This is a genomic window from Halopenitus salinus (assembly GCF_042662125.1).
Classification (GTDB): Archaea; Halobacteriota; Halobacteria; order Halobacteriales; family Haloferacaceae; genus Halopenitus; species Halopenitus salinus.
Genome location: NZ_JBHSXL010000003.1, coordinates 123,297 through 142,818, shown reverse-complemented (window position 1 = coordinate 142,818; position 19,522 = coordinate 123,297). Strand labels below are relative to the sequence as shown.

18 protein-coding genes are annotated in these 19,522 nt (G+C 67.4%); 12 read left to right on the top strand and 6 right to left on the bottom strand.

Going from position 1 to position 19,522, the window contains the following annotated elements:
• The first annotated feature begins 24 nt into the window (after positions 1–24).
• From ACFQE9_RS03480 to ACFQE9_RS03470, 3 genes are all read left to right on the top strand, one after another.
• Positions 25–405, top strand: coding sequence for a CBS domain-containing protein (locus ACFQE9_RS03480; RefSeq protein ID WP_379740375.1), 381 nt, complete (start codon positions 25–27; stop codon positions 403–405).
• Positions 406–469: 64 nt separating this feature from the next.
• On the top strand, positions 470–2,617 hold the full coding sequence (rqcH, locus tag ACFQE9_RS03475; protein ID WP_379740372.1) for a ribosome rescue protein RqcH: 2,148 nt from the start codon (positions 470–472) through the stop codon (positions 2,615–2,617).
• Between the two features lie 115 nt (positions 2,618–2,732).
• The gene (locus ACFQE9_RS03470) at positions 2,733–3,938 is read left to right on the top strand and encodes a cystathionine gamma-synthase (protein WP_379740369.1); all 1,206 of its coding nucleotides are present in this window, start codon (positions 2,733–2,735) and stop codon (positions 3,936–3,938) included.
• Between the two features lie 35 nt (positions 3,939–3,973).
• Here ACFQE9_RS03470 and ACFQE9_RS03465 read toward each other — a convergent pair whose 3' ends face one another.
• A complete protein-coding gene (locus tag ACFQE9_RS03465) occupies positions 3,974–4,303 on the bottom strand; it encodes a 4Fe-4S dicluster domain-containing protein (RefSeq protein ID WP_379740366.1) in 330 nt (109 codons plus the stop codon).
• Between the two features lie 145 nt (positions 4,304–4,448).
• Here ACFQE9_RS03465 and ACFQE9_RS03460 point away from each other — a divergent pair, with 145 nt between their 5' ends.
• The 3 genes from ACFQE9_RS03460 to ACFQE9_RS03450 all read left to right on the top strand — a co-directional run bounded on the left by ACFQE9_RS03460 (position 4,449) and on the right by ACFQE9_RS03450 (position 6,873).
• Positions 4,449–4,820: a HesB/IscA family protein gene (locus ACFQE9_RS03460; protein WP_379740363.1), complete on the top strand. Its 372-nt coding sequence runs from the start codon at positions 4,449–4,451 to the stop codon at positions 4,818–4,820.
• Between the two features lie 89 nt (positions 4,821–4,909).
• Positions 4,910–5,155, top strand: a complete 246-nt coding sequence (locus tag ACFQE9_RS03455) for a DUF5816 domain-containing protein (RefSeq protein ID WP_379740360.1) — start codon at positions 4,910–4,912, stop codon at positions 5,153–5,155.
• 62 nt (positions 5,156–5,217) lie between these two features.
• Entirely contained in the window at positions 5,218–6,873 is a 1,656-nt protein-coding gene (locus tag ACFQE9_RS03450; RefSeq protein WP_379740357.1) for a TCP-1/cpn60 chaperonin family protein, read from the top strand.
• Between the two features lie 96 nt (positions 6,874–6,969).
• Here the strand turns inward: ACFQE9_RS03450 and ACFQE9_RS03445 are convergent, their stop codons facing one another.
• A complete protein-coding gene (locus ACFQE9_RS03445) occupies positions 6,970–8,529 on the bottom strand; it encodes a TCP-1/cpn60 chaperonin family protein (protein WP_379740355.1) in 1,560 nt (519 codons plus the stop codon).
• 120 nt (positions 8,530–8,649) lie between these two features.
• Between ACFQE9_RS03445 and ACFQE9_RS03440 the strand changes: the two genes are divergently transcribed.
• The 5 genes from ACFQE9_RS03440 to ACFQE9_RS03420 all read left to right on the top strand — a co-directional run bounded on the left by ACFQE9_RS03440 (position 8,650) and on the right by ACFQE9_RS03420 (position 14,785).
• Positions 8,650–10,287, top strand: coding sequence for an ABC transporter substrate-binding protein (locus tag ACFQE9_RS03440; RefSeq protein WP_379740352.1), 1,638 nt, complete (start codon positions 8,650–8,652; stop codon positions 10,285–10,287).
• Between the two features lie 163 nt (positions 10,288–10,450).
• Positions 10,451–11,398 (top strand): carbohydrate ABC transporter permease, encoded by a 948-nt coding sequence (locus ACFQE9_RS03435; RefSeq protein ID WP_379740349.1) that lies wholly within the window; start codon positions 10,451–10,453, stop codon positions 11,396–11,398.
• 12 nt (positions 11,399–11,410) lie between these two features.
• Positions 11,411–12,256, top strand: a complete 846-nt coding sequence (locus tag ACFQE9_RS03430) for a carbohydrate ABC transporter permease (RefSeq protein ID WP_379740346.1) — start codon at positions 11,411–11,413, stop codon at positions 12,254–12,256.
• Positions 12,257–12,430: 174 nt separating this feature from the next.
• Positions 12,431–13,582 (top strand): ABC transporter ATP-binding protein, encoded by a 1,152-nt coding sequence (locus ACFQE9_RS03425; RefSeq protein ID WP_379740343.1) that lies wholly within the window; start codon positions 12,431–12,433, stop codon positions 13,580–13,582.
• Between the two features lie 141 nt (positions 13,583–13,723).
• On the top strand, positions 13,724–14,785 hold the full coding sequence (locus ACFQE9_RS03420) for an isocitrate/isopropylmalate dehydrogenase family protein (protein ID WP_379740340.1): 1,062 nt from the start codon (positions 13,724–13,726) through the stop codon (positions 14,783–14,785).
• A gap of 40 nt (positions 14,786–14,825) precedes the next feature.
• Here the strand turns inward: ACFQE9_RS03420 and ACFQE9_RS03415 are convergent, their stop codons facing one another.
• From ACFQE9_RS03415 to ACFQE9_RS03405, 3 genes are all read right to left on the bottom strand, one after another.
• On the bottom strand, positions 14,826–15,941 hold the full coding sequence (locus ACFQE9_RS03415; RefSeq protein ID WP_379740337.1) for a hypothetical protein: 1,116 nt from the start codon (positions 15,939–15,941) through the stop codon (positions 14,826–14,828).
• 1 nt (position 15,942) lies between these two features.
• Positions 15,943–16,224, bottom strand: coding sequence for a hypothetical protein (locus ACFQE9_RS03410; protein ID WP_379740334.1), 282 nt, complete (start codon positions 16,222–16,224; stop codon positions 15,943–15,945).
• A gap of 78 nt (positions 16,225–16,302) precedes the next feature.
• A complete protein-coding gene (locus tag ACFQE9_RS03405; protein ID WP_379740331.1) occupies positions 16,303–17,151 on the bottom strand; it encodes an eIF2B alpha/beta/delta subunit family protein in 849 nt (282 codons plus the stop codon).
• 131 nt (positions 17,152–17,282) lie between these two features.
• On the opposite strand from ACFQE9_RS03405, the gene ACFQE9_RS03400 reads away from it, so the two are divergent.
• On the top strand, positions 17,283–18,056 hold the full coding sequence (locus ACFQE9_RS03400; protein WP_379741323.1) for an MBL fold metallo-hydrolase: 774 nt from the start codon (positions 17,283–17,285) through the stop codon (positions 18,054–18,056).
• Positions 18,057–18,095: 39 nt separating this feature from the next.
• On the opposite strand, the gene ACFQE9_RS03395 is transcribed toward ACFQE9_RS03400, so the two are convergent.
• Positions 18,096–19,445 carry a RimK family alpha-L-glutamate ligase gene (locus ACFQE9_RS03395; RefSeq protein WP_379740328.1) on the bottom strand — a complete coding sequence of 450 codons (1,350 nt, stop codon included), beginning with the start codon at positions 19,443–19,445 and terminating at the stop codon, positions 18,096–18,098.
• Between the last annotated feature and the right edge of the window lie 77 nt (positions 19,446–19,522).

The window sequence follows — 19,522 nt, the reverse complement described above, 5'->3', positions numbered from 1 at the left end:
CCCGACCCGCCCGTTGGTCCCGCCATGGCAACCACCGACCCGATACTCGTCGCCGACGTGATGTCGACGCCGCTGGAGACGATTCCAGAGCATGCGACCCTCCGGGAGGCGGCAACGCGAATGCGCGATAGCGACATCAACGCGCTGTTCGTTCCCGGCGTCTCGGCCGGCATCGTCACCACGACGGACGTGGTCGAGGCGGTCGCGGACGGTTCCGATCCCGACGAGGTGACCGTGGGCGAGGCGATGACCGCCCCGGTAGAGCGGATCACGACGGCCGAGGAGCTGACCCAGGCGGCCGCGATGATGACGAACTTCGGGATCAAACACCTCCCCGTGGTCGACGGCGACGGCGACTACGTCGGGATGGTCTCGACGACGGACCTCGCCACGCAGTTCGACTGATTCGAACCGAGAGCGGGAGGCCCCGGAACGACACGCCTTTTCGGCCGCCGCGTGTTCTTCAGCCATGGAACCGAAACGGGAACTGTCGAGCATCGACCTGCGCGCGCTCGTCACCGAGCTCGGACGATACACGGGCGCGAAGGTCGACAAGGCGTACCTCTATCCCGAGAGCCTGCTGCGGCTCAAGCTCCGGGACTTCGATCACGGGCGCGTCGAGCTGCTGATCGAGGTCGACGAGTGCAAGCGCGCCCACGTCGCGGACGCGGCGCACGTCCCGGACGCGCCGGGTCGGCCCCCGAACTTCGCGAAGATGCTCCGAAACCGGCTGTCCGGGGCCGACTTCGCGGGGGTCGAGCAGTACGAGTTCGATCGGATCCTCACCTTCGAGTTCGAGCGGGGCGACGAGGACACCCGGATCGTCGCCGAGCTGTTCGGGCAGGGGAACGTCGCCGTGCTCGACGAGACCGGCGAGGTCGTCCAGGCGCTCTCGACGGTCCGATTGAAGTCCCGAACGGTCGCGCCGGGCGCCCAGTACGAGTATCCCGCCTCGCGGCTCAACCCCCTCGAGGTCTCCTTCGACGCGTTCGCACGCCACATGAACGACTCCGATACGGACGTCGTTCGGACCCTGGCCACGCAGTTGAACCTCGGCGGGCTCTACGCCGAGGAGGTCTGTTCGCGTGCGGGCGTCGAGAAGACCCTCGGGATCGGGGAGGCGGGCGAGGACGAGTACCGCGCCCTCCACGACGCGATCGACCGGATCGCAGAGCAGCTCCGCTCCGGGGCGGTCGATCCGCGGGTCTACGAGGAGGACGGCCGCGTCGTCGACGTGACCCCGTTCCCGCTCGAGGAGCACGAGGGGCTCGCGAGCGAGGGGTTCGACTCCTTCAACGCGGCCCTCGACGAGTACTTCCACCGCTTCGATCGCGACGGCGACGGGGAGTCGGTCGAGGGATCCGGCTCCGGAACCGGCGCCGGAGCGCCCGAAAAGCCCGACTTCGAGGCGGAGATCGCCAAACAAAAACGCATCATCGAACAGCAGGAGAACGCGATCGCCGACTTCGAGGAGCAGGCCGAGGCCACCCGCGAGCGCGCCGAACTCCTCTATGCCAACTACGACCTCGTGGACGAGGTGCTCTCGACGGTGCGGTCGGCCCGCGAGGAGGGCGTCGGGTGGGACGCGATCGCCGAGACGCTCGAGGAGGGCGCCGAACGCGGGATCGAGGCGGCCGAGGCGGTCGAGGACGTCGACGGGAGCGAGGGGACCGTCACGGTTCGGATCGACGAGACGACCGTGGAGCTCGACGCCACCTCCGGCGTCGAGGTGAACGCCGACCGGCTCTATCAGGAGGCCAAACGGATCGAGGGGAAGAAGGCGGGCGCCAGGGAGGCGATCGAGTCGACGCGCGAGGAACTCGAGGCCGTCCGCGAGCGCCGGGACGAGTGGGAGGCGGCGGACGGCGCCCCCGGCGAGGAGGGCCCGAACGCGGACGAGGATGACGGAGACGAATCGGAGCCCGAGATCGACTGGCTCGCCCGATCGTCGATCCCGCTTCGAACGACCGACGACTGGTACGAGCGGTTCCGCTGGTTCCGGACGAGCGACGGCTACCTCGTGATCGGCGGACGGAACGCGGACCAAAACGAGGAGATCGTCAAGAAGTACATGGACCGCCACGACCGCTTCCTCCACACGCAGGCCCACGGCGGCCCGGTCACGGTGTTGAAGGCCACGGGCCCCTCCGAACCGTCGGAGGCGGTCGAGTTTCCGGACGCGAGCGTGGAGCAGGCCGCGCAGTTCGCCGTCTCCTACTCGTCGGACTGGAAGGACGGTCGCGGCGCCGGCGACGCCTACATGGTCGAACCGGATCAGGTCTCGAAGACGCCCGAAAGCGGCGAGTACCTCGAGAAGGGCGGGTTCGCGATCCGCGGCGACCGGACCTACTTCGAGGACGTTCCCTGCCGCGTCGCCGTCGGGGTCCAGTGTGAACCCGTCACGCGGGTGATCGGCGGCCCACCCGCCGCGATCCGCGATCGGGTGGCCACGAGCATCGAGCTGGAGCCCGGAATGTACGCCCAAAACGACGCCGCGATGATGGTCTACCGCGAGTTCAAGCAGCGCTTTGGCGACCAGTCGTTCGTCCGAAAGGTCGCGAGCGCGGACCTGATCCAGGAGTTTCTGCCCCCCGGCGGGTCAGATATCGTGGAGTGAGGCCCCACGGCGGACGGACGTCGGCGAACGTGGACAGCATGTCGGCGGACGCGGGGAAGCTTCCGGCGTTGGACCGAAGGGCAAGAGTCACACGCCCGCCCGTCCATCGACCCGTATGAGCGACGACCCCGACCGAGACGACGAGGACGACCGGAGCGTGGACGCGTCCGGGACGTTCCGGTTCGAGACCCGGGCGATCCACGCCGGCCAGGAGCCGGATCCGGAGACCGGCGCGTTGATGACGCCGATCCACGCCAACACCACCTACGAGCAGGACGCGCCGGGCGAACACCGCGGCTACGAGTACTCCCGGACGGCCAACCCGACCCGGACGGACCTGGAGGCGAACCTCGCCGACCTCGAGTCGGGGACCCACGCCCGGTGTTTCGCCTCGGGGATGGCCGCGATAAACACGGTCCTCAACCTGCTCGAATCCGGCGACCACGTCGTCGCCGGCGACGACGTCTACGGCGGCACCCACCGCATTCTCACGCAGGTCTTCGAGGGGTACGACGTCGAGACCACATTCGTGGACACGACCGACCACGAGGCCGTCGCCGAGGCCATGCGTCCGGAGACGGAGCTCGTCTGGGTCGAGACGCCGACGAACCCGCTCATGAACGTCAACGACATCGAGGCGCTGTCGGCCATCGCCCACGAGGGCGAGGCGCTGTGTGCGGTCGACAACACCTTCGCGACGCCGTATCTACAGCGTCCCCTGGAACTCGGCGCCGACGTCGTCTGCCAGTCGCTGACGAAGTACCTCGGTGGCCACTCCGATACGATCGGCGGCGCGCTCGTCGTCGACGGCGACGGGCTCGACGAGCGGCTCGGCTTCTACCAGAACTCGGTGGGTGCGACGCCGGGGCCGTTCGACAGCTTCCTCGTCCTCCGGGGGACCAAGACCCTGCCGGTCCGGATGGATCGCCACTGTGAGAACGCCCGCGAGCTGGCCCGCTGGCTCGAAGCGCACGAGGCGGTCGATCGGGTCTACTACCCGGGCCTCGAGAGCCACCCCCAACACGAGCTCGCGAGCGAGCAGATGGACGACTTCGGCGGGATGCTCTCCTTCGAGCTGGACGGGACTCTCGAGCAGGGCTCGACGGTCGTCTCCGAGACGGAGGTGTTCACGCTCGCGGAGTCGCTCGGCGGCGTCGAGAGCCTGATCGAACAGCCCGCAGCGATGACCCACGCCGCGATCCCGCGCGAGGAGCGGCTCGCCGCCGGGCTCTCGGACGGGCTCATCCGCGTTTCCGTGGGCATCGAGCACGTCGACGACATGAAGGCGGACCTGCAGCGGGCGTTCGACGCCGCGCTGTAGGCCGCTCGTCCGGACCCCACAGCGTCGAGTCGGCCCTATACGCGGTTCTCGCGGCCGGGATCGACGTCGATCGCGTCGACCGGACAGACGTCGACACACAGCATGCAGTCGATACACTGGTCCTCGTCTGTCGGGTTGGCCTTCCGCTCGCTTTCGGGGTGGCCGGGCGTGTCGACCCACTCGAAGACGTCGACGGGACAGTCCTCCAGACAGGCGCCGTCGGCGAGACAGATGTCGAAATCGACCGCGACGTGGGTGCCGCGGACGCCGAGCTCCTCTGGAGGCTCGGTCGGGCCCCACACCGTCACGCCGTGTTCCTCGCCCACGTCCTCCATGTTGGTCTCGAAGTTCGGATCGATTGCCATTTGCATCGATCGAGTGCGCCTCCGCATATAAACTGACGGGAGGCGAGTCGAGAGTCGCGACGGTTGGCGTCACGTTACCACGACCGGCGTCAACGTCACGACGGTCGTCGCCAGGGTTTTTATCGTCGAACGCGAACACCTTCGCATGAGCACCGACGCGGCGGACGCCGAAACCGACCCGGGATCGACGATCGAGGTGACGCCGAGCGCCGCCGAGGAGGCGATCTCGTTGATGCGTTCGGAGGGAATGGACGTAGAGGAGGGCGGCCTCCGGCTGTTCGTCCAGCAGGGCGGCTGTGCGGGCCTCTCCTACGGGATGCGCTTTGACACCGAACCGGAGGACGACGACCTGATCGTCGAGCGCCACGGCCTGCGCGTGTTCGTCGATCCAGCAAGCGAGAACTACATCGGCGGCAGCACGCTCGATTACGAGAGCGGCCTCCAGGCCGCCGGCTTCCACGTCGAGAACCCGAACGTGGTCTCCGAGTGCGGCTGCGGGGAGTCCTTCCGGACGTGAGGTGAACGAATCAGATCGCCCGCGTCGCGGGAGACCTCCCGCGAGTCGACACGCCATCGTTTTTATATCGTTCCGAACTACCTCCGTGCATGGAACGCGAGGTCGTGACGTCGTCGGACGGCGATCGGGTCTACGTCGACCGGACCGAACGCGAGCGGGGCAGCGAGGGGCCGTTCTACGCGGTCTACGTGAGCGATCGCGGCGAGGACCGCTGGGGCTATCGCTGCGGGAACTGCGGCAGCCTCGACACCGCGATGGACACGATGGGACGCATCGAGTGTACCGTCTGCGGCAACGTCCGGAAGCCGGAGGAGTGGGACGCGGCCCACGAGTGATCGATCGGCGACGCCGCCCCGGGCGACGAACATTTAACCGCGCCGCCGCGTGAGGAACTCCCATGGCCGTCGAGCACACGGATGGCGCACGCCTGTCGGGACGCGATCGCAGCGAGTGGACGCTTCAAGACGAGGACGCGCGTCGCTACGTTCTCCGGGCCGTCGACGCGACGGTCGGGCTCGTCGAGTCGACGTACGGGCCTCGTGGCATGGAGAAGCTCGTCCACACGGAGGACCTCCAGAACCGTCCCGAGACGCTGCGGATCGACGACGCCGGACGCCTGCTCGAGGCCATCGAACGCGGCGGCGGATTCACCCATCCGATCGCCGCGCTGTTCGTCGATTCGGTCGCCGACATGCACGGCGGGCTCCACGACGGAACCACCACGGCCGTGCTGTTGGCCGGCGCGCTCGTGGACGAGGGCGTCGAACTCATAGAGCAGGGCGTCGCGCCGAGCAGCGTCGTCATCGGGCACGCGATCGCGCGCTCGCGGGCCGGCGAGGTGCTCGACGAGCTCGCCCGTCCGGTCGAACCCGACGATCACGAAACGATCGCCGACGTGGCCGCCACGACGATGACCACCGCGCTCGATCCGGCGGTTCGCGAGCGGCTCGCCGGCCACGTCGCGACCGCGATCGACCGTCTCGCCGCGGCCACCGAGGATCGGTGGATCAACACCGACGACGCGAAGGTGCTCGCCAGCCGGGGCGTCGAGGCCGGGATCCACGACGGGCTCGTCCTCTCGCGGCCGGCGGACGCGGATCCGACCGGGCGGGACCTGGAGGGGCCGATCGAGGACGCGACCGTCGCCATCCTCGATGCGGAGATCGATCCCGAGGAGACCGCGTCGGTGATCGACGACGTCACGCTGTCCACGGCGGAGGGCGCGGACCGATACACCTCCGAACTCGCCGCCTACCTGGAGTCGATGGCGACGGATCTCCGATCCGCGGGCGTCGACGTGTTGGTCTGTCAGGAGGCGCTCGAGGAGCCGATCGCGCGTGCGCTCGAGCGGGCGGGCATCGCGGTCGTCGACAAGGCGACCTATCCGAAGGAGGACGTCTACCGCCTCGCCCGCGCGACCGGCGGAACGGCGGTCTCCGACGTCGCCGATCTGAGCGAGGAGCGGCTCGGACGGGCGGGTCGAGTCACCCAGCGCGAGGTGGACGGGTCGGTCTGGACCGTCTTCGAGGACTGTCCGGGCGCCGTCTGTACGCTGACCACGGGCGGCGCCACGGCCGCGGAGACGGCCCGACGCGAGGAGGCGCTCGAGGACGCGCTCGAGACCGCGGGAACCGCGGCGATCGACGGGCAGGTCCTTCCCGGCGCGGGCGCCTCGGCCATGGCGGTGGCGACGGCGGTCGACGCGACCGCGCGATCGACGACGGGTCACGAGCAACTCGCGCTCTCGGGGTTCGCGGACGCGCTCGAACGGCTGCCGCGAGCCCTCGCCCGGAACGCGGGCCACGATCCGATCGACGCCGTGACCGCGCTTCGAACGGCCCACGCGGTCGAGGGACGCTCGACGGCGGGCGTCGATCCGGCGACGGGCGAGCCGATGGACGCCCTCGAGGCGGGCGTGCTCGAGCCGCGCCGCGTCTTCTCACAGGCCATCGAGACGGCGGCGGCCGCCGCCGAGCGGCTGCTCACCGTCGACGCGGTGTTGTACCCGAACGTCCAGTTACAGGGATACACGCCGCGTCCCGAAAACGAGTGATCGAGTGATCGGCGAAGCGAACCGGAGTCGTGTTTCGTTCGTCGTGTTGCTGCGTCAGTTCGCCCGATCGCTGCGTCAGCTCGTCGAGCCTGCCTATCAGCTCCCCGGCGCCGGCATGTCGACCTCCTCCGGGGGATCGAACTCCTCCTCGGAGAGATCGTTCGCCGGGAGCTGCTCGTCGATCCGGATCAGCTGAACGGCGGCGTCGGTGGCCGCCGACAGGATCGCGCGTTTGAGCGCGGTCGGCTCGACGATCGGGTCCTCGCCGAGCACGTTCGTCACCTCGCCGGCGAGCGCGTCGACCCCGATCGCGTCGCGACCCTCCGTCCGGGCGACGCGCATCCGGATGACCGCCCGGCCGGCGTCGACTCCCGCGGTCGCGGCGAGCGCGCGCGGGACGGAGACCAGCGCACGGCCGAACGCCTCGGCCGGGAGCTGGTGGCGGTCGTCGATCGACCGGGCCGCCTCCTCGACCGCCCGCGCCGCGGTGGCCTCGGCGGCGCCGCCGCCCGGAACCACGCGCTCGTCCTCGGCCACCGCCGCGGTCGCCGCGACCGCCGCCTCGAGGGAATCCTCGAACGCGGTAACGCTTCGTGGGTCCGGCGCGCGCGAAAACAGCGTATAAACGGGATCGCCGGCGGACGAGGAGACGACGGTCACGTCCCGGCCCGCCTTTCGTTGCACCTCGACGGTCCCGGTTCCGAGCGCTCGCTCGTCGATCTCGGCGAGCGCCGGAACGACTCGTGCGCCCGTCGCGCGCGCGATTCGGGCGAGAACGTCCTCGTCGACGCGCTGGATTCCCAGGATTCCGTGTGCTGCGAGCGCGGACTGGACGCGTTCGTTGACCGATCGCTCCGTGATCACCACCCGGCAGCCGGCGTCGACGGCCGCCTCCAGGATCTCGGCGAACTCCTCGGCCTCCCGGTCGGCGATCCGCCGACGCTCCTCGAAGGAGTCCGTCTCGAGAACGACGCGCTTGCTGACCCGCCCGGCGATGCTTCCGATGTGCGGGACGTCGACGGAGTCAGACAGAACCGCGATGCCGTCGGTGGCCGATCGCGGCATCGAATCGAGGATCGGGCCGCGATCGGTCACGACGCCGCGGACGAGATCGGTCTCCGCGACCGCGCCGCCGGTCCGGGAGAACACGGTCAGGTCGGTTCGCGCCCGCGGTCCGATCGTCTCGACGGCCTCCGCGATCCGGTCTGCCACCCGCTCTCTGACCTGTGGGTCGCGCGTTCCGGTCATGGCGGTCCGCGCGACCGCCGTCGATCCGACCGACGAGAGCGGTCTCGACGTGCGGTCGAGCGCGTCGAGCGCCGTCTCCAGGCTCTCGCGATATCCCCGCTCGATCGTGGTCGGGTGGAGGCCGAGCTCGGAGAGCCGCTCGGCCTCGCTCAACAGGGCGCCGACGAGCGTGATGACGGTTCCCGTGCCGTCGCCGTGTCGATCGCCGAACCCCTCCGCGGTCGACTCCAGGAGCGTCACCGCTGGGTCCTCGACGTCCAACCGTTCGAGCAGCTCCCGAGTGGAGGCCGTTGCGGTGACGTTTCCCTCCTTTTGGATCAGCAGTCGGCTCGCCCCGAACGGGCCGAGCGATCCACGGACGACGTCACACACCGTTCGAACGCCGGCGACGAGGTCATCGGATGTCACACGCTACCGAGAGTCTCGGCCAATAAATATGTGTCGCGCGGCCGTGTGAGTTGTTTCCAACACTCTCGCATTAAAAATTATGGATAATTATTTATCTGTATCGGTGTAAGGGACTTTCGCATGTCACGAAGTGACAGTGGAGGCGAGACGGAGATGGAGGAGACGCGTGCGGAGGCCGACGGGGCCTCACGCCGCGATTTCGTGAAATTAACTACCGGCGTAGCGAGCGTCGGCGCGATGGGTGCGTTAGCGGGCTGTAGCGGCAATGGAAACGGCGGCGGCAACGGAAACGGCGGCGGCAACGGAAACGGTGGCGGCAACGGAAACGGTGGCGGCAACGGAAACGGCGGCGGCAACGGTGATGGGAACGGAGACGGCAACGGCGGCGGCAGCGACACCGTCTCCGTTTCGTTCCTCTCCGCCAACGGCGTGGAGAACTCCGACATCCAACAGCACTTCCAGAGTTCGATGGAGGACTTCGCCTCGAAGAACGAGGGGTACGAGGTCGACCTCCAGACGGCGTCCTACGGTGACATTCAGCAGACGCTCACCTCACAGGTCTCCGCCGGTAACGCTCCGGCGCTCGCCGAATCGGGCGGGCTCGGGATCCAGTACCTCCAGGAGGGCCGGCTCGTCGATCACGGCGCCTTCATGGACGAGAGCGACGCGTTCCCGGACGACCTGACGAGCGCCAGCCAGCAGGTCGGGAACTTCCGCGACTACTGGTGGTCGGTCGGGGCGATCCGTCACACCACGAGCAATCTGGGCATCCGTCCGGCGACGTTCTCGCAGGCGGGCGTCGAGGATCCCTTCGAGGACCTGGCGACCTGGAGCCAGTTCTACGACGTCCTCCAGACGATCGACGAGGAACAGGACATCATCGCCTACGAGGAGACCGGCGTTCCGGGCGACCTCGAGTCCTACTGGGGCTATGCACGGACCGCCTACGAGGGCGGTACCGACCCCTGGATCCGCGGTTCGGGAGACGACCCCGACGTAGTCATCAACAACGAGGACATGGAGGAGGACCGCCAGAAGACCGACGGAATGATCAAAGCCTGCGTGAACCTCGCGGACGAGTTCAGCAGCGACGAGTCCGCACAGCGTGGCGACGAGGAGATCCCGGCGCTGATGATCAGCGGCCAGGTCGCCTCGTTCACCTACGCGACTCCGACGGCGAACCGGTGGTATTCCGTCTCCGAGGACGCCCAGATCGGCTGGCACGACGGCGAGGGCGACTTCATGCTGCTTCCGAACCCGAGCCTCGATCCGGACTTCGGCGACGCCATCGGCATCGACGACCTCAGCGGCCACTCCGGCGAACACGGCGGACACGTCTGGGGTCTCGAGCAGGCACACTGTATGTTCAGCGACGTCTCCAGCGACCAACAGGACGGCGCCTGGGCGCTCGCGCAGTACCTCTTCCAGGACGAGGACTTCGTGCTCCCAGCCTGGGGCGAACACTACGAGTCCATCCCGGGCTTCGCTCCCATGCGCGATCCTGTCTTGAACAACTACGAACTGCCACAGAACTTCGCGCAGTCCATCGAGAACTGGAACGAGTACGGCGATCAGTACTCCAACACCGGTGGCCCGTGGGACGTCTGGCCCAGCGACCCGATCCGCTGGACCGACATCAACGAGACGATCAGCGAGGCGATCGCCGGACAGCACACCGCCGAGGAGACGCCGAGTCTCGTTCGCGACCGAGTCCTCACCCGCCTCGAGGAGCAGAACCAGGGCGAGGTTCCCTCGTAGGGACCGCCCCTCACCTCCCACCCGCCTCACGAACGTGAGACTGGGTCCGGGAACCGGCGAACGGTCGTGCGGTCCGACGAATAGCTTTTGGTATCGAGAACGTGTCTCGTGGTAACTATGTACAAAGATTTATTTTACAGGAATCATTCCACCACCTTGTACCATGGCTCAACAGGAAGCCCGCTCCGATGAGGCGATCCGTGAGGAGTACGGGCTCAACGAACGGACGATCACGGATCGGCTCAAGGAAAACTGGGCGGGATACTTCTTCATCCTGCCGACGTTCATCGCCTTCACCGGCCTGTTCTACTTCCCGATAATCCGCGGTATCACGATGACGTTCACGAATACCCGTATCGGGGAGCCGGGGCAGTTCGTCGGCCTGGCGAACTATCAGTGGCTCGTGACGAACGACCTCTTCGTCTTCGCGTTCGGGTGGACGATCGTCTTCGTCGCCGGGACCACGTTCCTCCAGCTCGGGATGGGACTCGTCGCCGCGCTCCTGTTGAACGAGCTCAGGAGTGCCGCGAAGGACTGGGTCGGCGCGTTGATCATGTCCCCGTACTTCTCCGCGCCGCTCGCGGGCGGTATCATCTGGATGTGGTTCCTGGACAGCGACTTCGGGTTCGTCCACAAGCTGCTTACGGTCGTCGGGATCGAGGGGCCGTCCTTCCTGGCGACGGGCCTGTGGCCGTTCGTCTCGTTGATCGTCGCCCAGACGTGGCACGACTACGCCTACTCCGCGATCATCTACGCGGCCGCGCTCTCGAGCATCCCCTCGGAGCAGTACGAGGCGGCGGCACAGGCGGGCGCGGGACGGCTCCGACGCTTCCGCGACGTCGTGGTTCCCCGGCTCACCATTCCGACGATCGTCATCCTGGCGCTTCGAACCGCCTGGAACATCGCCGAGTTCGACCAGCCGTTCGCGCTGACCGGCGGCGGTCCCGGGACGCGAACGATGCTTCTCAGCATCCTCACCTATCGGGTCGCCTTCGTCAACAACAACTTCGCGCGGGCCTACACGGTCGGGCTCGCGATGGTGGTGTTGTCCATGTCCGCCGCGGTGGTCTACGTGAAGGCGATCGATCAGGAGGAGGACCTCTACGTCTGAGGTGACAGATACATGCTCAATGACAACAAACGTTCACGTGCGCTCTTGTACGCCGGGTTGATCGCCTTCCTGCTTTGGGCGATCATCCCCTACTACTGGGTGATCCGGACCTCGTTCCTGACCAACATCGCCGCGATCAGTCCGGACACCGGGTTCATCCCGGCGTTCGATCTGGTGACCCTCCAGTCGTACCTGGCGATCTGGGACCGGTTCGCCTTCGAGACCTACTTCGGGAACAGCATCATCGTCTCCATCGCGGCGACGATCATCTCCCTGTTCTTCGCGATCCCCGGAGCCTACGCCTTCGCGCGGCTCGACTTCCCCGGTCGACAGGCGCTGTTTTACACGGCGGTGTTCACGATCATGTTCCCGTGGATCGTCTTGACGATCCCGGTCTACGAGGTGTTCTACTTCATTGGACTCGTGAACACCTTACCGGGGATCATCATCGCGCTGTCGATCTTCGTGTTGCCACAGAACATCTGGCTGCTCCAGGGGTTCTTCAGACAGGGCATCCCGGAGAACATCGAGGAGGCGGCGCTGATCGACGGGCACAACGAGTTCACGGCGTTCCTCCGGATCGTCTTGCCCTTGAGCCTGCCCGCCGTCGCCGCGGCCGCGCTGTTCGCGTTCCTCACCGCCTGGAACAACTTCCTTTGGGTCTTCGTGTTGACCAGCGACGAGAGCGTCCGAACCGCGACGGTGGCCATCTACTACATCATCGGCAGCGACGTGCTGCGGGAGTGGAACGTCCTGATGGCGTCGCTCGTTCTGCTCGTCGCGCCGCCGGTGATATTCTACGGGCTCTCGCGCCGCTACGTCGGCGCCGGGCTCGGGGGGGCACCGGGTGGCAACTAACCTGCCGGCGGATCGCCGACTGAACGACCTTCGATTCCGCCACGAACGACCGACCAAACGCACACAGGACCGAGCGGCCGAACGCTCGCGCGACCGACCGACCGAACGCACGACGAACCCGAGACACGACACGCGACCGACCGAACACGACCCCAGGACACACGGAGGATAACAATGGCACGATTGGAACTCGACAACGTAACGAAGGTGTACGACACGCAGGCCGAGACGATCGTCGCGGTCGAGGAACTCGACCTCGACATCAAGGACGGCGAGTTCATCGTCGTCGTCGGACCGTCCGGCTGCGGAAAATCGACGACGCTGCGGATGATCTCCGGACTCGAGACGATCACGGACGGCGAGATCCGGATCGCCGGCGAACGCATCAACGAGAAGGCGCCGAAGGACCGGGACATCGCGATGGTGTTTCAGTCCTACGCGCTGTATCCCCACAAGACGGTCCGGGGGAACATGGCCTACGGCCTCCAGTTGAGTACCGACCTCGACGACGAGGAGATCGATCGCCGCGTCGAGAACGCGGCGGAGATGATGGGCATCGAGGACCTCCTCGAGAAGAAGCCCGGATCGCTTTCGGGCGGCCAACAACAGCGGGTCGCCACGGGACGGGCGATCGTCCGGGAACCGTCCGTGTTCCTGTTCGACGAGCCGCTTTCGAACCTCGATGCCAAGCTGCGAAAGCACATGCGGACCGAGCTGGCGCGAATCCACTCGGAAGTCGGGATCACGACGGTGTACGTGACCCACGACCAGGAGGAGGCGATGACGATGGCCGACCGGATCGTCATTCTCGAGTCGGGAACCCTCCAGCAGATCGGCACTCCGAAGGAGGTCTACCACGAGCCGACGAACCAGTTCGTCGCGGACTTCATCGGGAGTCCGAGCATGAACTTCCGGGACGTCACCCTCGAGCGCAACGACGACGGCACGGGAACGCTCGTCGGCGACGGGTTCGAATACGAGCTGACGGAGCGGTTCCTCGAGGGCGTCAGCGAGGATGCCCCCTCGGACCTCGTCTTCGGCGTCCGTCCCGAGAGCGTCGCGATAAACGCGGACGTTCCGGAGGAAAAGCAGATCAAGGCGGAGGTCGACGTCGTCGAGGTCGTGGGGTCGGACAACTTCATCTACCTGGATCTCGCGGACCAGGAGTTCCGCGCCCGCACGCCGACGGAGATCGAACCGGAGGAGGGCGAGATCGTGACGATGAGCTTCGACGAGGACGACGTTCACCTGTTCGACGCACGCTCGGGGGACGCCGTCGTCCACGGATACGCCGACGAGGACCTGACGACCGCACCCAGCCAGTGAGGATGGACTCCACCTGAGAGGGTCTCTACCGGAGATATTCTCCACTTCGACGATCGACGTCGTCCGGCGTCGTCCGCAGGGATGACGTTTCCACACGCGAGCGACACAACGCTTTTGCCGACGGGTTCACGATGGGTATCAATGTCCTATGAGATCGCGTTGATCCCGGGGGACGGCATCGGAAACACGGTCGTCGACGCCTCGCTTCCGCTTCTCGATGCGGTCGGCGACCGAGAGGGGATCACGCTCGAGTACACCGAGTTCGACTGGGGGAGCGAACGCTACCTCGAGCAGGGATCGATGATGCCCGACGACGGCGTCGATCGGCTCCGACCTCACGACGCCATCCTGCTCGGCGCGGTCGGCCATCCCGACATCCCCGATCACGTGACGCTTCGCGGGCTGATGTTGCCGATCCGAAAGCGGCTCAACCAGCAGGTCTGCAAGCGGCCGTCGATCCTCTACGAGGGCGTCGAGAGCCCGCTTCGCGGCTACGAGGGCGGCGACATCGACTTCGTCGTCTTCCGTGAGAACACCGAGGGCGAGTACGCCGACGTCGGGGGGCGCGAACACCGCGGGTTCGATCACGAACTCGCGATCCAAAGCGCCGTGTTCACGCGGGAGGGCACGGAGACGGTCGTTCGTGCCGCCTTCGAGGCCGCCCGCGAGCGCGACGGGAAGTTGACGAACGTGACGAAGTCCAACGCCCAGGCGTACGGCATGGTGCTTTGGGACGAGATCGTCGCGGAGCTCTCCGAGGAGTATCCCGACGTCGAGGTGGAACGGCTGCTCGTCGACGCCGCGGCGATGGACTTCATCCGCCGGCCCGAGGCGTTCGACGTCGTGGTCGCCTCGAACCTCTTCGGCGACATCCTCACCGACGTGGGGGCGATCATCGCGGGGAGCATGGGACTCGCCCCGTCCGCGAACCTCTGTGTCGACGGCGACGCCCCCTCGATGTTCGAGCCGGTACACGGCAGCGCCCCCGACATCGCCGGACAGGGGATCGCCAACCCGCTCGCGACCGTCCTCTCGGGCGCGATGCTCTTCGACGAGCTCGGCGAACCCGCCGCGGCTGGCCGGCTTCGACGCGTCGTTCGCGAACAGCTCGCCGATCCGAACGCGCCGCGAACCCCCGATCTGGGGGGCGATTCCGGCACCGAGGCGGTGGTTGCGGACCTTCTGGACCGGCTCGAGGACTGAACGCGACACGACCACACATCGAGCCAACGCCTTCGACGGGTCAAAACGCGACCGCTCGCGCGTGTGGGGCCAAACGCGTGACCCGTTCGGTCGTCGTCGCGTCTCCGTCGTCCCCGGAAGGTCGTTCCACGGATTCGAAGCGATCGCCGAGCCGCGAGAGCTTCGTCGCGTTCTCCTCGGGGATCGATCCGTCGGTGGCTCGCTCCGAGAGCGCCTCGGCGACCGACTGCTCGGCCGCCCTCAGACGACGCTCGATCCGGTCGGCCCGTTCGAGCTGCTCGCTCGTCGGCGACCCGGCGCGGGCCGACGCGAGGTACCGTCTGGCGTCGTTCGACGCCCGCAACGCGTTTCGTCCCTGCTGTGCGACGAGTTCGCTGTCGTTTTGCGCCCATCTGACCTCCGTTTCGCCCTCCGCGACGACGTCCGCGAGGAACGACGCCTTCGAGAGCTGCGTGTCGGTCTCGGAGACGCTCGGATCGACGTCCCCCTGCACGTCGATTCCCACGAGCACGACCCGCTCGGCGGGGTTGTACGCGTCGGTCGGATACGCCCCGGCGCCGACGGCCGCGGTGCCGGCGACGAGCAGAGTGAATATGAAGACCCCGAGGAACACCCGCGGGGCGCCCTTGATCGGTTGCAGCCCCTGAAACGGATTCTCACGCGTTCGATCGAACGTGAGCGAACAGGCGTCGCCGACCACGTCGCGGACGTCGGCCGTGCGCTCTGAGGCGCCGGTGACGACGACGCGTCCGCCCCGCGTGATCCGGACGAAGGTGTTGTGGAAGCCGCCGTGTCGGATCGACAGCCCCGGGCCCTCCTCGAAGGCCTCCCGTTCGGTCTCGTCGTACTCCTCGTCCCGTTTGACCGCGTCGCGAACGGTCTCGAGGGTTTCGACGGGGTCGTCGATCGACGATTTCGAGACGAAGACCGATCCCTTCTCCGCGCTTATCCCCGTCTCCGGGTCGGCGAGACGGCGGCGGAGCCTCGTGATCGCCCGGTTGAGCCGTGCGAGCCCGTACGGAAGCCCCGCGGCCACGATCCCCGTTGCGATCGCCGGAAGAAACCGAACGGGGGTACCGTAATGGATGACCCCCCAGAGGGCGAAGACGACCACGCCGGCTCCGCCGCCCCACGAGAGTCCGCGAAGCTTGTTCATCTCAACCGAAGAAGGTCCGTTTTACCCGACCGAGGATTCCGACCGTTCGGGCCTCGCTTTCCTCCCGGCAGACGGGCCCGAGCTTGCGCTCGAGGTCCGCTCGATCCTCGAAGCGGTCGACGTCGGCCTCCTGGAGGAGCTCCGAGAGCATCATCGAGTTCCCGTCCTCGTCGATGGCGACGTTCTCCATCGGCATCGATCGCTCGAGCCGCCGCGTGGACACCGGATACGACCACCCGGACTCCTCGATGAGCTCGTGTACCGCGTCGGGGCCGTGTCCCATGTTCCCACGACGGACATCGGCACGCATAAAGACATCGCCACGCGGTCCCCGCCGTTTTGAATCCCCCCGCCGTGGCCGTCATTCGACGTCCCGGACCCCCTCGTCGGTGATGACCCGGTCGACGAGTTCCATCGGCGTCGCGTCGTAGGAGGGGTTCTCGACCGCGACGTCCGCGATCGGCTCGCGCATCACCTCGACCGGCGCGCGGTCGTCGGTCTCGAAGTGGAACTCCTCGATGAGCTTGCTGCTCGAGCCGACCACGGTCACGGGTACCCCGAGGTGGGCCGCGGTCGCGGCCAACGGGAAGGTTCCGATCCGGTTGTAGTAGGTCTCCCCGCTGATGCAGGTCATTCCGAGGACGACCCGGTCGCAGTTTCGGAGGGCGTAGCCCATCGCGCCGTCGACGACGATCGTCGCCTCGACGCGGGGATTGCCCGCGAGCACCCGGGCCGTCCGGCGGCCGAGGAACCGTGGACGCGCCTCGGTGACGTACGTCGACAGCTCGATTCCGTCGGCGGTCGCGGTCTCGATCGCCTCGAGGACCGTCGTCGAGTAGTCGTGTGTGAGGACCGTCTCCCCGTCGGAGAAGGTCTCCGCGGCGTTGGCCGCGGCCTCCCGCTTGCTCGATTCGACGTCGGCGACGACGCGATCGATGGCGTCCTCGAGGAGCCGTTTTCCCTCCTCGATCGAGGCCGCCTCGCCGACGACGGACCGTTCGACCTCGCGGAGCGCGTTGTGCAGGCTCGCGTGGGAGGTGTCCGAACGACGGAGCACGCCCGCGTTCTGTTCGAGGTCCCGCTCGAACTCGTCGAGGGAGGCGTACTCGCGATCGAGCAGCTCCGCGAGCGCCTCGGTGGCCTTCACCGCGACGACCGAGGAGCTGTGGGTCTGCATCTCCCGGATCTCGGCGACGGTCTCGTCGATCATGTCCGATCGGTCGCGGGCCGATCAAAAAGGGGTTCCGGGCGCCGCTTCGGCGCGTCGATCGCGCGTCGCCGTGCGTTCGTTATAAATCGACGGCGGCCCTCGGCTCCCGCATGTCCGATACCGACCGATCGATGCGGCTGACCATCCTCGGGTCCGGTAGCGCGATGGCGGTCCCCGACCGCGCACAGACCGGCCTGCTCCTCGAGTCGGACGACCGCGCGCTGCTCGTCGACTGCGGCAGCGGCGTTCTCGGTCGGCTCGCCGGAACCGACGTGGGCTACGAGGGCGTCGGATCCGTCCTCTTGAGCCACCACCATCTCGATCACGTCTCGGACCTGATGGCGCTCCTCAAGGCCCGGTGGCTCGCCGGCGAGGAGCACCTCGAGGTCGTCGGCCCGCCGGGAACGAAGTCGCTCGTCGACGGGCTCCTCGACGTTCACGACTATCTGGAGGGACGCATCGATCTCGCGATTCGCGAGGTCGGCTCCGAACGCCCCGTCTCCGTGGCGGGCTTCGAGGTGGCCGCACGGGAGACCCGCCATTCGATGGCGGGTCACGCCTATCGGTTCGCGCCCGCGGACGGAGCGACGGATCCGGAGGACGGGCCGATCGTCTTCTCCGGCGACACGGAGGCGTTCGGGGGGATGGCCCGCTTCGCCGACGGCGCCGACGTCCTCGTTCACGACTGTTCGTTCCCCGACGAGGTCGACGTCTCGAACCATCCGACGCCGACGGGGCTCGGCAACGCGTTGGCGGACGCCGACGTCGACGTCCGTCGACTCTATCTCACGCACCTGTATCCCCACACGCGGGGGCGGGAATCGGAGATGAAGCGCGCGGTCACCGCGGCGGGGTTCGACGGCGAGGTCCGGATCGCGCGGGACGGACTCCGGATCTCCGTGTAGCGGGCTACGACGGAGCCGATCGAGAGAGGCGTAACCGAACTATTCCTCGAGGATCTCGCCGTCCTCGCGCGCCTCGCGATCCTGGTCGACCCGCTTTCGTACGTCGACGCGGTAGTCCGAGAGGATGTCACGGCCCAAGAGCAACGGGTAGTCCATGTGGCTGCGGTCCTCGACGCTCGCGGTCACGGTGTGTTGGGTGCCGCCGATGCCGATCACGAGGTCGACGACCGGTCGGGCCTTTCCGGACTTGACGCTGCCGGATTTCACCCGCGTCATGCTCTTTATCGGCCCCGCGCCGATCTCGGCGGCGAGCCCGGTGTCGATGCTGGTCCGCGTCGCGCCGGTGTCGGACTTCGCGAGCGCCTGGGCCGACCCCGAGGTTCCGGTCGCGACGACCTCCTCTATGTAGCCGATGATCGGCGTGTCCTCGGCGGTCGACCGCCGAACGTCGGGCGCACAGTCCGGTCGCGAATCGTCGAGCGTGTTCGAGAGCGTGGCCACGCGGTCGTCGTCGACCTCGCCGCCGGCCTCCTCGATCGCCAGCTTGGCGATGTGTGGCGCCGGCGAGACGCCGGTCGCCTGAAAGAGCCCCTTGAACCCGGCGGTCGGATTCACCTCGAGGACGTACCAGCCGTCGTACCCCTCGACCAGGTCGACCCCGGCGTAATCGAGGTTCATCACCTCGGCGGCGTAGAGAGCGGTCTCGGCGGCCTCCTCGGGCATGTCGTCGACGGCGTTCTCGACGGCGCCGCCGAGGGCGACGTTCGTCCGCCAGTCCCCCTCGGGCGCATAGCGGTACATGGCGCCGACGATCTCCTCGCCGACGACGTAGACCCGGAGATCGCGGTGTTCCTCGGAGTCGCGTTCGATCAGCTTCTGGAGGAACGCCTGCCGGTTTCCGACCTTCGGGTTGACCGGCTCCGTGAGGTCGACCTTCCAGGTTCCGCCGCCGTGCGTCCCGATCGCGGTCTTGTAGACGCCGACGTCGCCGAACCGCTCGCGCCCCTGGTTGAGCCGGTCGTTCGAGAGCGCCAACAGCGCGTCGGGGACCCGGACGTTCCAGTCGGCGAGCGTGGCGGCCGCGGCGAACTTGTGGACCGCCGCGAGGACCGCGTCCGGCGTGTTCAACATCGGTCGGATCCGCTCGAAGGTGGTGGCCAGTCCGAGCAGCTCCGCGGGTTGGTCCGTGTTCGAGAGCAGCAGTCGATTCACCACGACGTCGACGTCGGGCTCCATGCGGACCTCGCCGTCTTCGATCTCGACCGCGGAGTTCTCGCGTCTGACCCAGGCCGGCTCGTGGCCAAGATCCTCTATCGCGTTCAAGATCGCCTTCGTCTCCTTGCTGTTGTGCAGCGATAACACGCCCACCCGCGCGGTGTCCTCCGTCATCGTCCGATCATGCACCGGAAGTGGGTAAAAACGTCCGATATCGATCCCGATATCAGGGGAGATAATGACGTCGAAAA

Excerpts from the sequence above, each read along its gene's own strand:
- ACFQE9_RS03480 (WP_379740375.1), top strand. The coding sequence starts at position 25 with ATGGCAACCACCGACCCGATACTCGTCGCCGACGTGATGTCGACGCCG.
- rqcH (WP_379740372.1), top strand. The coding sequence starts at position 470 with ATGGAACCGAAACGGGAACTGTCGAGCATCGACCTGCGCGCGCTCGTC.
- ACFQE9_RS03470 (WP_379740369.1), top strand. The coding sequence starts at position 2,733 with ATGAGCGACGACCCCGACCGAGACGACGAGGACGACCGGAGCGTGGAC.
- ACFQE9_RS03465 (WP_379740366.1), bottom strand. The coding sequence starts at position 4,303 with ATGGCAATCGATCCGAACTTCGAGACCAACATGGAGGACGTGGGCGAG.
- ACFQE9_RS03460 (WP_379740363.1), top strand. The coding sequence starts at position 4,449 with ATGAGCACCGACGCGGCGGACGCCGAAACCGACCCGGGATCGACGATC.
- ACFQE9_RS03455 (WP_379740360.1), top strand. The coding sequence starts at position 4,910 with ATGGAACGCGAGGTCGTGACGTCGTCGGACGGCGATCGGGTCTACGTC.
- ACFQE9_RS03450 (WP_379740357.1), top strand. The coding sequence starts at position 5,218 with ATGGCCGTCGAGCACACGGATGGCGCACGCCTGTCGGGACGCGATCGC.
- ACFQE9_RS03440 (WP_379740352.1), top strand. The coding sequence starts at position 8,650 with ATGTCACGAAGTGACAGTGGAGGCGAGACGGAGATGGAGGAGACGCGT.
- ACFQE9_RS03435 (WP_379740349.1), top strand. The coding sequence starts at position 10,451 with ATGGCTCAACAGGAAGCCCGCTCCGATGAGGCGATCCGTGAGGAGTAC.
- ACFQE9_RS03430 (WP_379740346.1), top strand. The coding sequence starts at position 11,411 with ATGCTCAATGACAACAAACGTTCACGTGCGCTCTTGTACGCCGGGTTG.
- ACFQE9_RS03425 (WP_379740343.1), top strand. The coding sequence starts at position 12,431 with ATGGCACGATTGGAACTCGACAACGTAACGAAGGTGTACGACACGCAG.
- ACFQE9_RS03420 (WP_379740340.1), top strand. The coding sequence starts at position 13,724 with ATGTCCTATGAGATCGCGTTGATCCCGGGGGACGGCATCGGAAACACG.
- ACFQE9_RS03415 (WP_379740337.1), bottom strand. The coding sequence starts at position 15,941 with ATGAACAAGCTTCGCGGACTCTCGTGGGGCGGCGGAGCCGGCGTGGTC.
- ACFQE9_RS03410 (WP_379740334.1), bottom strand. The coding sequence starts at position 16,224 with ATGGGACACGGCCCCGACGCGGTACACGAGCTCATCGAGGAGTCCGGG.
- ACFQE9_RS03405 (WP_379740331.1), bottom strand. The coding sequence starts at position 17,151 with ATGATCGACGAGACCGTCGCCGAGATCCGGGAGATGCAGACCCACAGC.
- ACFQE9_RS03400 (WP_379741323.1), top strand. The coding sequence starts at position 17,283 with ATGCGGCTGACCATCCTCGGGTCCGGTAGCGCGATGGCGGTCCCCGAC.
- ACFQE9_RS03395 (WP_379740328.1), bottom strand. The coding sequence starts at position 19,445 with ATGACGGAGGACACCGCGCGGGTGGGCGTGTTATCGCTGCACAACAGC.